This is a genomic window from Neobacillus ginsengisoli (assembly GCF_030813055.1).
Window position 1 is genome coordinate 280,386 of record NZ_JAUSTW010000003.1, and the last position, 15,305, is coordinate 295,690.

A 15,305-nucleotide genomic window follows, 5' to 3' on the forward strand; every position below is an offset into this window, starting at 1 on the left:
GTTTTTACGATGATGAGAAAAAAAGCAGTGATTGCTTTAGGCGGCAATGCCATTCAATCAGGTGATGGAACTGCAGAAGCGCAGCAAAAGGCTATTGAAAATACAGCAAAACAGCTGGTCGATTTTATCGAAAACGGAATAGATATCATTATATCTCACGGTAATGGCCCGCAGGTCGGAAACATCTTATTACAACAAAAAGCAGCTGATTCTGTAAAAAATCCAGCGATGCCGCTTGATACCTGCGGTGCTATGAGTCAGGGAATGATCGGGTACTGGATGCAGAATGCAATGGACAAGGCAATTAAAGAGCGGGGCATGGTGAAAAATATTGTGACGGTTGTCACCCGCGTTGTCGTAGATAAAAATGACCCTGCTTTTACTAATCCTACCAAGCCAATCGGACCTTTTTACAGTGAAAAAGAGGCTCGAAAAATAATGGAAGAAACTAGTTCGTTTTTTAAAGAAGATGCAGGCCGCGGCTGGAGACGGGTTGTAGCTTCACCTAAACCAGTCAGTATTAAAGAGTATTCGATTATTAATTCGCTAGTCGAGCAAGGTACTATTGTCATCTCTGTCGGCGGCGGTGGAATCCCGGTAATTGAAACAGAAAATGGCTTAGTTGGAGTTGAAGCCGTAATCGATAAAGATTTCGCTTCCCAAAAGCTTGCTGAATTAGTCGATGCTGATGCATTAATTATCCTTACTGCAGTTGACAATGTATACATTGACTATAACAAACCCACACAACGGAAGTTAGAAGATATCAGTGTAGGAGAATTAAAAGCATTTATCGAATCCGGCCACTTTGCCGCTGGCAGCATGCTTCCGAAAGTCGAAGCAGCGATCCATTTCGCTGAAACGAGCCCCGTGCGCAAAACAATTATCACCTCATTAAACCAGGCTTTTAACGCGATTGAGGGAAAAGCCGGGACGGTTGTATCCATGCATGGTGCTCCGGTTACGGTGTAACATTTATTTTAATAGGACCATGAGTATCTAAAAAGGGCTTACCTGTGTAGGTCCTTTTTATGTTAATCCAAGAGGTTTTTCAAGAGAATTGTAGTTATTCTTTTAAATGAAGATAAATAGTTCCTCGGCTAACATTTGCCCTGTCGGATATATAGCAGAAACATAATACTTACAATTGTTAAATGAACGCAATTTGTTTATTAGTAAACAAATAAACGAAAATTGTTAATTATCTTTTAGAAAGTTTGGTGGACCTTAAAATATCTAAAGTGGATAGAAGAATAGCCAAGAGCCAAGAAGCTATAAAAAAAGCTGTGATTGAACTGATGTCTGAAAAAAGTTTTGATGACATTACAATCCAATTGGGCAAGTATTGTTAGTTACTGGTGGTGAAGGTTGGTATCAAGAAGAAGGAAAACCAGCTCAATTACTCAAAACGGGTGATGTGGCGAATATTCCGCCGAATGTGAAACATTGGCATGGTGCGACAAAAGACAGTTGGTTTGTACACTTAGCAATTACACCAGGACAAACGGATTGGTTTGAACCTGTCGATGATGAATGGTTTAATAAATTATAATTTGAAACTACTATATCATCACAAAAGGATGAAATAATTGCGATTTCATCCTTTAAATTATTCTCCATTCTGCAAATGATGGAATCCGGAGGAACCATGCTTTTCGAAGACGCTTGGTGAGCAATGAAAAGGCTCATGCGGTCTATGGAAAAAAACTTTGAATCCATTTAAAAGAAGAAAACAATCTATTAAACTTAATTTTGTACTGCCCTTTCCACCCCTTTAGTCTTTGATACAATTGAATCAATTGACAAAAAGCGGCTGCCGTTTAAAACGTGGTAAAGGGCGATAATCATTAATGATAGTTCTAGTTCATATCCAGTCATCTTCCCGTTACCTGTAAGACCAGCTGGTAATTTTACAAATAAAATGGCTCCAGCCAATATTAACACAAAAAAGGACGAAACAATTCTTGTACCCAATCCCAATATGATTGCGATTCCACCCACCAATTCGATGCTTGCAACTACATATGCCATGAAACTAGGTATTCCTAAACTATGGAACCAAACTCCAATATTATCAATACCACCTTGGAATTTTGACAAACCATGTACAAAGAAAGTAATACCTAATACAACCCTTAATAGTAATGAACCAATTTCTTGATTTTTCCGCATTTTTTTTCTCCTTTCAAAATTAACACTATAAAATGTAGTGTAAAAATATATAAAAATTCTAGACATGCTATTTCTAGAATCTCTTCTAATAAAAGTAAATCAAAAAACAATTAGGTCAGTATAAAAACATTATTAAATAATTTAAAAACAAATAATTTTTGACTTACACCAATTATTTAATTACACTACACATTGTAGTGTTATAATTTATATCCGTCAAGGAAAAAGGACAACTTAACATTTATCACAAAAATTCCTGAGGGGAGTCCAAATTCTTGTATTATTTGTTTATTATCTTTGTGATTATAATCGACCAACTATCCAAATATTGGATTCGTACTCATCTAAAATTAGAAAGTTCCATGGAAGTCTGGAAAGGTGTTCTGAATCTTACCAACTATGAAAATAGTGGAGCGGCATTTAGTTCCTTTCAAGGGTACGGACGCTTCTTTGTTCCAATTGCTTTTTTAACCGTTATCATCGTCTTAAAACATCGCAGCGGTATAAAAAATAAGCGGCTTATAATGGATTTAGGCACTGGCCTTTTAATTGGAGGGGCAATCGGAAATATGATGGATCGGATTTTGTATAATCAGGTTACGGACTTTATCAGCTTTCATTTCAGCAATGGTATTCTTAACTTTGCAGATTACGCCATTCAATTTGGTATCATTTTTCTATTATTAGACTTGGCCATTAACTACTTTTTAAATAGAAAAACAAAAGATACCTTATAAAGAAACTTAGCGGGTCGTCCGTCCTTACGACTTCCCGCAACAGTTTAAATAATCAATTCTATAAGGCTTTATTTGTCTACATTCATATCATAGTTACACAATAATCATTAAAATGATTGACAAAATCATGACATTAACCGAAATAATAATCGATTTTATTTGTAATTTAAAAGGCAATGTATAATATGGTTCAATTAATTGTTTAAGCCTGTAATCGATAGTCCCATCCGCAAAAGGTACAAGTAAGGAATTAGTTTTATAATCTAAGTGAGTATTTATCAACTTTAACAAGGCACTACCTAATCCGAGTTCAGAACCCATTCGTGTAATCGCATATTCATCTGCCACTAGTTCAATAATAATTTTAAAATTTTTATAAGCCCATTTGGTAAGAGGAATATACCACATAACTTCATAGATCATCTTCAAAACAAAGATTTTTAAGGTATCATGATATTTTTGGTGGGCAGTCTCATGGTAAATAACAGCTTCTAGCTCGGTTTTGTCTAGCATCTTAATTAAATTCGTAGAAAGGAGTATAAATGGATTTCGGAGCCCAAAAGTAAGAGCAATCAGTTCATTACTATTAATGACAATAATATCCCTTCCACTCCTATTAAATCTTTGATTCATTTCAATTGTTTTTTCTCTATTGGTTAGATGACCAATTTTTTTCTTCAATCTATTTGTATTTACCACTTGCTGTATGATCTTTTTACATAAAACCAATATTGAAAAGACTACATAGGTATTAACTAGTAATAAAACTACGTAATATTCAACTGTACCCTTTTTAAATATCCTAATACAAAACTGAAAGATATTATCAAAGAATGTTGGACCAAACAAAATATTGGCAAGATACAATCCCAATTGAATACATAAAACCATTCCAAAACAAAGACCTACACCTAAAACAAAAAATGACTTATTTCTCCACAACATTACTTATTACCCTTTTTTAATTGTTCAAGTTTTTGCTCAAGTTTATCGAGCAAGTTTGGATTAACATCTTCCAAGGAATCAAGCATGTGATTTACTATCATCTCACCAAATTCATCTAAAAGGTTTTCAGTAAGCTTCTTTGACTGTTCATCAATAAATTCCGTTTTTGTTTTAATTGGTTTATAAAGCGAAGTTCTTCTTTCGACTCTCTTTTCGAGTATCTTTTTTTCTACTAGTCGATTCATTACTGTCATGACAGTATTAAAATTAATGGATCTTTCTTTTTCGATTAACTGTTGAACCTCTTTGATGCTCTTTTCATTTCCATTCCATAAAATATCCATAATCTTCGCTTCTAGCGGTCCAAAAAAACGATTCAAACCAACCTTATCGTAACGGAAGTTTTTAATGCTCATAATTACACCTCCATTACATATTGTAGTGCAAAAAGACAAGACTGAAAATAGTTGTAAAACAAAATTTAAAGTTTTTAAAATAAATGTAAAGCTTAAGGCTAACTAAAACGGCATGTTGGTTCCATTATTATAAATGAAAAAAAATGACACTACAGGAACCAATAATAAGAACGTCATTCATCAATCCTTATTTCTTCAAATTCTCTGTATGTAGGGATAACAGAGAGTACAGCACAAATAATAACATTTTCAAGCATATTATAAGGAGAGTTAAAAATAAGAACAAATATACTGATAAAAGTGAAGCTGAAAATATAATCCCTTAAATGGGCATGATGATGATAATTACTAAATACGCTTTTTCTTCATCCATTATTTTTCCCCTCCATATTCGATTCCATTGTAGTTAGGAATATGGTTAAAAAGAAACAGGAAAATAGTTAATGAATTGTTAAGTTATTGTAAATGGAATCTTTTAGAATTGTTTTATGTTCATTTACGGAATCGATTGTAAGAATAATGGACTTGTGGTAAAACAGTTTACGAACCCTTACTTTAAATTCACTTTCAAGAATGTCGTGCTTAGTAGATTTTTATATAACAAAATAAAATATGAACTGGACCAGGTTATATGTAATGGTGACGACATAACGGAGGTCATACTAGAACTAGATAAAACCAGGACGCCATTACAGGCGTCCTTAATGTCAGAGGATTTTTTCACTATATAGACGCTATGATTACAACATACTGGATTGAACAAACGTTAATTTCGTGTTTTATTTTATTTTCCGTTTAGATTAAATGAGGAGTTTTGAGGGTCTTCCCTAAAAACAAGATGTAATAAATGATGGAAAGGTTTCGATTTAATGTTTATTTCGATCAGCTAAATATTTAGCGTACAGAATCGTATTTTTAACTACGTCTAATTCAACATTATATATATTAGGTGGACCAGGTCTCCAATTTACTTCAAAAAGCCATAGTTTTTGGTTTTCATCAATTCCGACATCAATTCCTAATTCATCCAATTCATTATTATATAAAGAATCAAAATGATTTGAAAAGCTTATCGCAAACTGTTCAAGATACCTTTGAATATCATACCAGGAGTCACCAAACTCTGTTTTTAAAAAAATATCAAGGTAAGTACTATAACCGCCACTACCCATATTAGATGTTATGGTCCCCAACCTACCTATCCTTGGATAAATAGATGTAATAACCCATTTTCCTTCTCCATTTTTTTGTACATGCAATCGGAAATCAAAAACATGACCAGATTTTGTTTGACTATTTATAAACTGTTGAACTAAGTAATCTTGTCCTTGTATTTTATGGGATATCAAGTCTAGCAATTGTTTTTCATTAATAGAAGATATTAATTCTGCTTCATTAATTTTGTATTGATTAAATCCATATTTTTCGATATAAACAACGCCGCCACCTTGATGTCCAGACGACGGTTTGATTATAACTTTTTTATAAAGTTTGATCATATTTAAAAAAATCTGAACGTCAGTTAATTTATAAAAAGGAATAAGATATTGTTTGAATTTTTTTGCCTTTATAATTCTGTTATATACACTTAATTTGTCCCCAATAGAATGACTTGTAAACGGAATCCTCTCGAACAAATAATCTACGATTTGTTCAGCTTTATTACCTACAGGATAACTCGCATTATAAATGACATCAGGAAAAGGAAATTCCTTTTCTATCCACTGTCCATTTTCATAGACTTTCCCTAAAATTCTTTGTTGTTTTATATTTACCCTACTTGGGGTAAAGTAAAAAAAGTTTAACCCTTCAGCTTTTGCTACAACGGCATAAGCATATGCTTTCTTTACATTATTTGGATCAGCACGATGATGGAGCATGCCAATTAGCGTCATAATACTTCACTCCCCCTCTCCAAATTCTTTTCCCAATATTTTTTGTTCAATCATTAAAAGTTTGTTTTAGGTTTGTTTCTCTTAATTTCTTCTAATTTATAAAAATTACGTTTTATTTTTAGATAATCGTCATGATTTTTCACCCCCAATTTTTAAATTGGGTCAAGGTCGAAACGTATCTGGCTGGCTGCTTTCATGGCAATTCTTTTCGCTTCTTCTTTAACATCTGAGGATGCCAAAATGTATCCGCAACGATCTCCCATTGATAAAGGCGGGCGTAATATCTGTCCTTGTTGGGGTTTTATATATACTTCTTCTACTCCTGGATATTGGGAACAGCGATTTTTGCCCGTTACCTTTATTAATTTTCCTCTAGAATCAACAGTTAAATAATGTGCGTATACATATTTACTGTGTTTTTTAGTAAGGTTAGGCTCATTTCCTAACATTAATTTAATGGTTTCCTCAACTAAATTAATTCCATATCCAACTTCAATGATTCGATTCATGGCTCCACCTGAGATTCTCGGGTTAATTTCAATTAATTTCCACACCCCATTTACTAGGCGCATTTCTAAGTGAGCGGCACCATTTTTCATTCGAAAAGCCTTTAAGATGGAACTTACTGTCACAAGGATACTATTGTATAAACTTTGATCGATAACTGGTAGTAAACAATATCCGGTTACAATAAATCGTTGTAAAAAAGTAATCTGCTGTTCGATTATCGCGACAATATGAACTTTTCCATTGTGTACTAAAACTTCAATTAAATATTGGGGTCCAGATAGATACTCCTCCAGCAAAATCTGTTCACTTTTTTTTAGTAATTTTTGTATTGCCAGTTTCAACTGGTTCTCGTTATTTGCCACCAGAACATCTTTTGAGCCAGCAGATAAGGGAGCCTTTACAATAAGAGGTAAATAGTTCTTTTGTTTCTGGATAAATTTCTCTAGTGATTCATCTGCTGTATAAATTGCATAATAAGGAGACATTGGTAGGTCTTTGAGAAGCTCACGAGTTAAAACTTTATTTTCCATTTTTAGAATTGGATCTGCTGAAACAGCATTTTGACAAAATTCTTCTGATAAGGCTGCTGCTACATGAACAAAAGGATCTACAAAACTCAAAACGCCTTGTATTCGTTTTCCTTGTTTTTGTATTTTGATGAGGTTATTTTTTAAATCATTGTAATTGGATAATTCCACTAAAATCATTTGATGGACATCGGGAAATTCTGTTCTTTGAAAAATGAAATTTTTTTTATTGGTTAATAACACCGTAAAATAGCCTAGTCGTTCTGCAGCTTTTATTGCTTCTCTACTTGATCCAGATTTGTTAGTTTCAATAAAAACAATGGTTCGCATAAGCTTTGTCATCCCATCTTTGATTATTTTATGTAAGATTTAGCGTTTATTCCTATATTGAACTGAAAAACATACTGCTTACCTTTTTAATATATTGAGTTAAGACAAGAATGGTTCGGACAGTTGTCATAAGTCTTAAGACGTGTGAATTAATAAATTTGTAAAAATGAAAAGAGCGTCTGCAATATATGCAAAGCGCTCTTCAAAAGTTTTATAACGGAAGGGTGTTGTTGGTTCGATGGGAGTAATAGTTTGTAATAAATAATTCCACTCAATTTTCTTTTTTGTCCCCTATTAGGAAAGCTGCCTTTTTAAGAGCAAAATTTCTACCAATTTAACTTCTTAAATATTCGATGACATCATCAAAGTCTGAATCATTCGCGTTCGTTTTGAAATAAACAATGTCATTTGGGATTAAAAATGAATCAAAAAACCTCTTCATTTCATCCGCATCTGAAAAATGATAAACATTATGCGGATTTACTCCTGCCTCTATAGCTGGCTTTACAAAATCTTTTGCAATGGTTCCTTTGGTGATAAGAACATCGACCCCCAATTTACCGAGTAGATGTCCTGCCTTTTCGTATTCTTCATCTGCATATTTTCCAAGTGATGCCATTCTCCCCAGTACAGCAATTTTTCTTTGGAATGGCAATGCTATTCTGCTTAATGTTTCTAATCCTTTTCTTAAGGAAGCAGGATTTGACTTCCAAGTATCATCCACCAACGTAATTCGATTTCGTCCCTTAATTATTTGAAAATGAGATCCCATGTGATGATAAGAGGATAATCTGTTTAAAGCATAGTGTAGATCCACTCCTAAGATTGCAGCGGCTGCTAATGAAGCGGCTGCATTATATACATTATGCTCACCAAGACCCGGTATATATCCTTTAAATTCCCTTTTCTTATATTCAATCCAAAAAGTCATGCCGGATGAATTATATTGATACTTCTTTATCCTAAAAATTGCATCCCTGTTTTTTCCGAACGTTATAATCTCTCCCTTAAATTTAGAAGTATCGATGGAAGAGAGATATGGGTCGTCCATATTTAGAATGAGAGTTCCCTCATTGTTCATGCCTTGCATTATTTTTGCCTTTTCTGCTAGATAATCATCAAATGATTGAATATCATCCGTATGATCTACATCAATCATTGTCATAACCCCAATAGTCGGGTAAAAATACTTGCAAGACTCCGTCAAATCCCCTATTGCAGATACAGCTGTTTCAAACACAGCCACATCCGTATCTTTATCAATTCCCATTAAATAAGGAAGGTTGTAATGATTTGCATTTTTGCTGGATATTGTTGCCTGGACATTGTGTGTTTCTTCCAAAATGTGTTTGAGCATTTCTTTCGTAGTAGATTTTCCACATGTACCAGTTATGGCGACTACAGGAATGCTAAACAGATGCCTGTAATATGAAGTGAATTTAAAGAAAGTATCTTTGAGATTCTTTACCATTATGATTTGCTCAGGATTTAATCTTTCCATATTAGAAAATGGTGTATCTGTAACGATGAATACATTCTTGTAATTCTTTATAGATTTAACAGGCACCTCTATGTTGTTCCAACGAAAAAATAACGTATTACTCCTAATATCAAATCTGTCATTAGTGACCGTATGGATCCGTATACCTTTTTGCTTTATATTAGGCTGAATGTTCATTGAAGTTAAAATAGTCTCCAATAATAATGTTTTCAAAATGACCCTCCTAAGTTCTTTTTTATGAAAAAAGGCAGCTCCCCTAATAATACTTTTCTTTAAGGATAGTAGTGATCAAATTACTTTGAATTAAAAAGCTTATATATCATATGACGTGTCCCCTATTGCAGGTGTGTAATAAATACTAAGTCCAGAAATTAAAGAAAACTTCTCCAGTTCAAAAACTCATAAGTTTATTACAAACAATGATTTATATTCCGCTAATTGCGCTAAAACCGGGAATTTCTCCCCGAATAGAAGAAGTTCCCTTTCTTCACAATCTTTTCATTCACAGTAAAAAAAGGTTTATCACAGCAACAATTAACGATTCAGATAACGTCTTTCAAGACCCTAAATTCAATTAGGGCTATTGGAGTTGGTAAATTGTCTGGAAGACTTGTAGACTTTGAACTATTCATGGTACAAAATCCTAAGACTATCAAGTTGAGAGTTTTCAAATGTCAAGAAACTTTTATTAATACAACATTCACAAGTGAGGAAATTGGTCCTCAATTTAAAATCACTCTTTGTCCGAGATAAATAAAAAAAATATCAATATATGAATCGGTAGCGTATGACCGCTACCGATTTTTGTATTGTCATGGAAAATGAAATAAAGGACTGGAATAAGGCAGTTTTTATTCAACTATTCTGCCCATTAGCTCAATAACAAAAAGACTAACTTCCTGGGCAGTCTGACCTTTAAGGAAAACACCTGTTAATATAATAAGTTTTACTCATTCACTTCCATTTAAAGATTTTTATTATCGAGTGTTTTCATAAAATATTGTTTTGTTTTCATATCACCTTTTACCAAGTTATTTACAAATCCTTGGTTATGAAGTAAGTCGTCCATCTGATTATAAATTAATTTATTGTACTGAGGATTATCTAATAAATTTGCAAACCATTCTTGTTCTGAAAGAAGTTTAATGTTCTTTTCAACATTTTCTTGGCGTAATTTTTGACGTTTTTTCCCTATTTTGCTTTTCTTAAATTTCTCCGTAACAAGATCCCCAATCAACTCAATTATAGACTCAAAAAAATCCGACATTTGTTTTCACCTTTGTAATTTTAATGGTCTTTTCCATCTAAAAAAGGCTAAAAACTTAGTTGCATAATAAAGCCGTTTACTTGAACTTTAAAACAATTTGCTATTTCACTAATGTAAGTATTTCCAAATTCATCATTTAAGCTTAAACAAAACCGCACTGTTATAGAAAAACGTCCCTGTTCATTACAGGAACGCCTTTTAGCACAAAAATAGAAAAAAGATCACGAAGCTTCCTTTTAATTAAGAAAGTTAAATCGACTAATTAGTAGGGTCATCTTTTGGAATAAAAAGGAGTTGCCGCAGCACCCCCTTCTTCAACTCTGGCAACCAATGAATTTGAAGTAAACTATTTACTTGTAAATAAGTTTAAACGCCAATTATCAAATTTTATTATTTAATGAATTGCATTGCTTTGATTGTTTTTTTTGAACGATAATAATTATAAAAACCAACCAAAAGAAGAATAAATCCTAAAGAGATGGTTATGTACGCTGTAATTTCGAACTTTATATTCTTATCAAAAAACTCTATAAGGGCTGCCGCAGCCGCAAAGAATGTCAAGGACGTACGAATATAGGCTAATAGTGTTCTATCATTGGCTAGTTTGGTTCTTTCGATTGCTAACAAATCACTAGAGGATACCGAATTCTGATTTGGTGCATTATTTTTACCGATCATATTACAACTCCTTTTGTTCTAAATGATACGATATAGTATGCCAATAGATCGGCTATTTAAGAATAAAATTGGCTGAAAATCGCCCTCAATGGAATACCCCATTGTTTCTACGTTGAAGTACAGTTTGCGTGGATTAACGTATTGGTACGGCGACACGTCGATTTTATGTTCGTTCTTCCTGTACGAATCGTCACGATATTGCCATACTTCTCTATTTTTGCGAGGCGACCTAAAATTGTTCTGACAGATTCGACCGGAGATTCTTCAAATAATAGATCATGTTTTTGGTTTAAGATATGAATATCTTTAAACGGCTTTCCTAGTCCTGCTCTATCATTATTTAAAATGACAACAATATCTTTTTGCTTGTCACCACTAACATCCACATAAAATAAGGCAGTATCATATTTGCCATGGTACCAACCGGGAAAATGATATAGGACGCCCTGTCCTTGTTCGCCGACTTGGACAACGAAATTTTCATAGTCCATCCAGCTTTTTTTATCTGCTAGTAAGTAAATTCGCATATCCGATTTATCGATTGGCACGCTATTTAGGACCACTCGGTCAATTGCATATGATCTCTCATGCGGGAATACCGACAAAATTAAAAAGCAGCCAGCAAAGATTCTTTTAAACATAGTTTGCACTCCTTTTACTTAGTGTCCCATTACGAAAATACAAACATACATGATTGCATTTGGGGGACAATAAATAATAGGGTGATAAATAATGAAAATAAAGAAATCTATTTTAGTATTCCTTGTTGCATTAGCTCTTGGTGTGCAATCCCCAACGTACACAAAAGCAATGAATGAAGAAATGCGGTGGTTCCACCAACTTTCCAGAGCATTATATGAAAGGGATGGCAAAAAATTAAACGCATTGGTAGAGCCAGGCGTCAAAATTCCTGAAATTAGAGAAAACTCGCCTATTATGGGTTTAAGTACACTTCCTTCTACTCATAAAGATACGGTGATCATGATTGGGAATTTTAGAGACTGTATGGGTGATAATCAGAGTGATTGCGGGGAAAGAATCGCGTTTATATGGGAAGTATCTGTAAAAAACAATAAAATATCAAAGATTAAGGTCATTTCAGATGTGGCTAATCCGCATATGAATGAACTAATCGTTACAAAAGAATACAGAGAAAAATTCAACAAAGAAATACTTGTTCCTATGCATTTTCCCTTTAAAATGACACATGTGAATGGAAAAATAACAGGCAAGAAGATTTTCTTACAATATCAGAATAAAGAAATTGCAGGCGTAATGGAAATTCAAGCTGAACCAACCTTCGGAGAAATCATTTTGCCGAAGAATAACATGTATAAACCGGTTGAGCTAAAAAAAGGCTACAAGGGTTTTATCGGAGAAACATACAAAGGCTGTGAATTAATCTTTCTTTCTGATAACATGCATTACAGCGTGAAACTGCTTGGCGATCATAAAAAGTATAATCCTTCGAAAAAAGAACTGATAAAAGTCGTAAATTGGATGCTTTACCAGAAGGAACCTCGGGGAATGTATTACGAGGACAATTCAGATAAGAAACTTAAAGATGCGGATTCCTTTTACCGGTCACTTGATAAAAAGGAATACACCGAATTTAAAAATGCAAAGCTGAACATACGTGAAAAAACTAGTTTTGAAAATGTGAATAATGTTTTAGCTCGCGCTGATAAGTATGGTGAAGTCAGAATTAATAACCCTGATGTCCATCCCAAAAGGCAAATATACATCTTTATAACCGTTCCGCAGGAAGGTGAGAAAAGGATAGCTGTATTTGACGCGGAAACAGGAGAACAGATCTAAAAAAGGGAACAATGAAAGTCACTCTTTGTATGACTTTAGCTCGTAATACTCTTATTCAAAATAAAAACATCACCTTCCCACCAACGGGAAGGCTTTTTTCATTCAATAGAGCAAACTAAGAAAAAGCCTAAAGTGGGGTCCTTTATGAAAAAAAGCGTTTTAATATTGATTGCCTGCTTCACTTTTTTCTCTTATTCACCCGTCAAAGCCGAAACCGTAACTAAAAATGATGTGCAATTGCGTGATGATGTGATCCTCAATTTGCTATTTCTACCCATCTATAAAGAAGTCGAGAAACATTTCGGCAAACCGAAGCAGTATTATTGCCAACAGATTCTCCAAATCAAAGAGAAGGTAGAACACAAAACCTACCGCTACTTTAATATCACCGTGCAGCTAACAACATTTGAAGGTGCTCACGATTTCCCATATGATTTAGTTACTATCACTTTTAGTAATAAAAATAGTATGGAGTGGCGGGCTATTGATGTCAACAGCAGAAGGTTAAAGCCAAACGAAATAACTAAGTGCAGGCATTAAAAAAAGAGGTATCTAGAACGAAATGAAAAAAATACTAATCGCTTTTATACTGTCCTTGTTTGTTGTTACCATCTTTCAAACGGGATGGGCGTCAGCAAATGAACCCACTCAAGATTCTGAAGAGCTTCGGCTGCAAGATATGCTTATGTGTATGCTTACTCCGAATATTAACAAAGTGTTGGAGAAATATTATGGTCCCAATACCCCTGGGGTTACTCCCTGGAAAATCAAAATCATCGAAACCAGGAGAGTGCAACATTTCCGTGGTTTCATATTAGATATTACATTTGATATAGAGCCTACCACGGGACATAACGTTTCTGTTGGTAAGGACCGCATGACTTTTCGTATCTCTTACGGTCCTTCAATAGAGCTGATTGAGCATAAACATTTAGCAACGTATGATTTACCTCCTGAAACATCATCGTTCGATTTTAATAAGCTTCCACCTTTGTTTAAATACGTCCTTTCTAAACCATTTTAGCTAAATACTGAGGGAGGTCTTAACTATGAAAAGGGTTCTACTGATTATACTTTTTATGTTGTTTCTGTTCCCGATACCTTCGTTTGCTGAGAATGAAAAAGATGTTAAAGCGGCTTTTATCAGGGACGGCAATCTTTGGACGTTTATCAACAACAAGGAAAAACAAATCACACAGACCGGGAAAGTCTTTGGTCAACCAAAATGGTCAAGAGACGGACAATGGCTGCTGTATCAAAATGAAGCCCCGGCAGAACGTCCCGATAAAGAATTTCAGCATGAAATCTGGGCATATCATGTTCAAACAGGAGAAAAAAAGAAAATATTTTATGATGGTAATGTCCCATCATGGTCACCAAAGAAAAATGTCATAGCCTTTAATCAAGAACGTACATTGGATATATCTGATTTTACACGGTTCTATAATATCTCAAACGGTGTTGACGGCTATACTTGGCTGCCTGATGGGAGCGGGTTTTTACTTTCATCCGCTGGGACTCTTCGACCAGACGGCTGGACAAGTGCCATTCTTTTTACCAAAAAAGTAGGAGACAATTATAAGGACGTTGTCCTGTTTGGCGGTGTTGATCACTTTTTCACCCTTCCTAAAGAGATTGGAACAAAGAAGGATAACAAAATCATTGCAGTTTATGCAGATGATTTTAACTATTCACCGAGTAGAAAGTGGATTTCATTTATAGTCTCACCCACAGCCTCCTGGTCAATGGATAGTAACATGCTATGTGTCATATCAAGCGAGGGCAAGAATTTTAAAGTATTAGATGAGCTCATTCTTCATGTTGGTAAACCAAAATGGGCGCCCTCTCAAGATACCCTTGCCTATATTGCCGGCGGCGGAAGAATTGTTTTGGGGTTTAAGAATAAGGATTTAAAAGTAGAGGAAATGCCTGCATCAACAAAGTATACGCCAGAAAATTTTGTTGATTTGGATTTTGATTGGATTACTGACAACGGGATTGTTTCGTCTAGAGCCAAAGAAGCAGAGTGGTCTAAGCAGCCCTTACCATCTCTTTATTTCATTGATGTTAAGTCAAATAATCAACAAAAAATAACAGAGCCGCCTAGAGGATATGGTGATTACAATCCTTTATACGTTAAGTCGATAGAAAAGATTGTTTGGTTTAGAGGTACTTCCTTTTCCGATAGCAACAGAGATCTATGGAAGTCTAATACAAACGGGATAGGTGCGAAACGATGGATTAAAAACGTGGATACGATTGAATTTTATGAAGGTGGTTAATGAAACCTGTCTTCAATAATGTAATTTGTTATATCATTCTGTTTAATAAGTTAAAAAAAACAGCGCCAATATTGGCGCTTTTAAATTCGACATTTAACTTTACATCTTAATGCTTTTCAATACTTCTGTATAGGATTGATAGTTGCCTAGAGCAACCTTTTGATGGTGCTCTTCAACAAAAGCACCCAGTTACTTAAGTATGTTTTTTCACAATCATGTTCAAACCT

The 15,305-nt window shown here is 34.3% G+C and carries 15 protein-coding genes and 2 pseudogenes; 8 read left to right on the forward strand and 9 right to left on the reverse strand.

Features of this window, described 5'->3' with window-relative positions; genetic code table 11:
• Nucleotides 1–9: 9 nt before the first annotated feature.
• The 3 genes and pseudogenes from arcC to J2S10_RS10515 all read left to right on the forward strand — a co-directional run.
• Nucleotides 10–972 (forward strand): carbamate kinase, encoded by a 963-nt coding sequence (gene arcC / locus J2S10_RS10505; RefSeq protein WP_307407376.1) that lies wholly within the window; start codon nucleotides 10–12, stop codon nucleotides 970–972.
• Nucleotides 973–1,232: 260 nt separating this feature from the next.
• Nucleotides 1,233–1,334: pseudogene (locus J2S10_RS10510) on the forward strand (TetR/AcrR family transcriptional regulator); the annotation flags it as partial.
• Nucleotides 1,322–1,552 (forward strand): annotated as a pseudogene (locus J2S10_RS10515) (cupin domain-containing protein); the annotation flags it as partial. The pseudogenes J2S10_RS10510 and J2S10_RS10515, both read left to right, overlap by 13 nt.
• A gap of 194 nt (nucleotides 1,553–1,746) precedes the next feature.
• On the opposite strand, the gene J2S10_RS10520 reads toward J2S10_RS10515, so the two are convergent.
• The gene (locus J2S10_RS10520; RefSeq protein WP_307407378.1) at nucleotides 1,747–2,172 is read right to left on the reverse strand and encodes a DoxX family protein; all 426 of its coding nucleotides are present in this window, start codon (nucleotides 2,170–2,172) and stop codon (nucleotides 1,747–1,749) included.
• Between the two features lie 275 nt (nucleotides 2,173–2,447).
• Between J2S10_RS10520 and lspA the strand changes: the two genes are divergently transcribed.
• Entirely contained in the window at nucleotides 2,448–2,909 is a 462-nt protein-coding gene (lspA, locus tag J2S10_RS10525) for a signal peptidase II (protein ID WP_307407380.1), read from the forward strand.
• A 93-nt stretch (nucleotides 2,910–3,002) separates the two neighbouring features.
• Here the strand turns inward: lspA and J2S10_RS10530 are convergent, their stop codons facing one another.
• The 8 genes from J2S10_RS10530 to J2S10_RS10565 all read right to left on the reverse strand — a co-directional run bounded on the left by J2S10_RS10530 (nucleotide 3,003) and on the right by J2S10_RS10565 (nucleotide 11,619).
• Nucleotides 3,003–3,854 (reverse strand): M56 family metallopeptidase, encoded by an 852-nt coding sequence (locus J2S10_RS10530; RefSeq protein WP_307407382.1) that lies wholly within the window; start codon nucleotides 3,852–3,854, stop codon nucleotides 3,003–3,005.
• The gene (locus tag J2S10_RS10535) at nucleotides 3,854–4,270 is read right to left on the reverse strand and encodes a BlaI/MecI/CopY family transcriptional regulator (protein ID WP_307407384.1); all 417 of its coding nucleotides are present in this window, start codon (nucleotides 4,268–4,270) and stop codon (nucleotides 3,854–3,856) included. The genes J2S10_RS10530 and J2S10_RS10535 overlap by 1 nt, the downstream gene beginning before the upstream one ends.
• An 866-nt stretch (nucleotides 4,271–5,136) precedes the next feature.
• Nucleotides 5,137–6,165, reverse strand: coding sequence for a YheC/YheD family endospore coat-associated protein (locus J2S10_RS10540; protein ID WP_307407386.1), 1,029 nt, complete (start codon nucleotides 6,163–6,165; stop codon nucleotides 5,137–5,139).
• Between the two features lie 152 nt (nucleotides 6,166–6,317).
• Nucleotides 6,318–7,532: an ATP-grasp domain-containing protein gene (locus J2S10_RS10545; RefSeq protein ID WP_307407388.1), complete on the reverse strand. Its 1,215-nt coding sequence runs from the start codon at nucleotides 7,530–7,532 to the stop codon at nucleotides 6,318–6,320.
• A 334-nt stretch (nucleotides 7,533–7,866) separates the two neighbouring features.
• On the reverse strand, nucleotides 7,867–9,246 hold the full coding sequence (locus tag J2S10_RS10550; protein WP_307407390.1) for a Mur ligase family protein: 1,380 nt from the start codon (nucleotides 9,244–9,246) through the stop codon (nucleotides 7,867–7,869).
• Between the two features lie 751 nt (nucleotides 9,247–9,997).
• Complete coding sequence (locus tag J2S10_RS10555) at nucleotides 9,998–10,300, reverse strand: hypothetical protein (RefSeq protein ID WP_307407392.1); 303 nt, start codon at nucleotides 10,298–10,300, stop codon at nucleotides 9,998–10,000.
• Between the two features lie 390 nt (nucleotides 10,301–10,690).
• On the reverse strand, nucleotides 10,691–10,978 hold the full coding sequence (locus tag J2S10_RS10560; RefSeq protein WP_307407394.1) for a DUF202 domain-containing protein: 288 nt from the start codon (nucleotides 10,976–10,978) through the stop codon (nucleotides 10,691–10,693).
• 107 nt (nucleotides 10,979–11,085) lie between these two features.
• Entirely contained in the window at nucleotides 11,086–11,619 is a 534-nt protein-coding gene (locus tag J2S10_RS10565; RefSeq protein ID WP_307407396.1) for a hypothetical protein, read from the reverse strand.
• Nucleotides 11,620–11,710: 91 nt separating this feature from the next.
• On the opposite strand from J2S10_RS10565, the gene J2S10_RS10570 reads away from it, so the two are divergent.
• The 4 genes from J2S10_RS10570 (at nucleotide 11,711) to J2S10_RS10585 (ending at nucleotide 15,078) form a co-directional block, all read left to right on the forward strand.
• On the forward strand, nucleotides 11,711–12,796 hold the full coding sequence (locus tag J2S10_RS10570; protein ID WP_307407398.1) for a hypothetical protein: 1,086 nt from the start codon (nucleotides 11,711–11,713) through the stop codon (nucleotides 12,794–12,796).
• Nucleotides 12,797–12,940: 144 nt separating this feature from the next.
• Nucleotides 12,941–13,336 carry a DUF3888 domain-containing protein gene (locus tag J2S10_RS10575; protein ID WP_307407400.1) on the forward strand — a complete coding sequence of 132 codons (396 nt, stop codon included), beginning with the start codon at nucleotides 12,941–12,943 and terminating at the stop codon, nucleotides 13,334–13,336.
• Between the two features lie 22 nt (nucleotides 13,337–13,358).
• On the forward strand, nucleotides 13,359–13,820 hold the full coding sequence (locus tag J2S10_RS10580; RefSeq protein WP_307407402.1) for a DUF3888 domain-containing protein: 462 nt from the start codon (nucleotides 13,359–13,361) through the stop codon (nucleotides 13,818–13,820).
• Between the two features lie 25 nt (nucleotides 13,821–13,845).
• Complete coding sequence (locus J2S10_RS10585; protein ID WP_307407404.1) at nucleotides 13,846–15,078, forward strand: TolB family protein; 1,233 nt, start codon at nucleotides 13,846–13,848, stop codon at nucleotides 15,076–15,078.
• The last annotated feature ends 227 nt before the right edge of the window (nucleotides 15,079–15,305 follow it).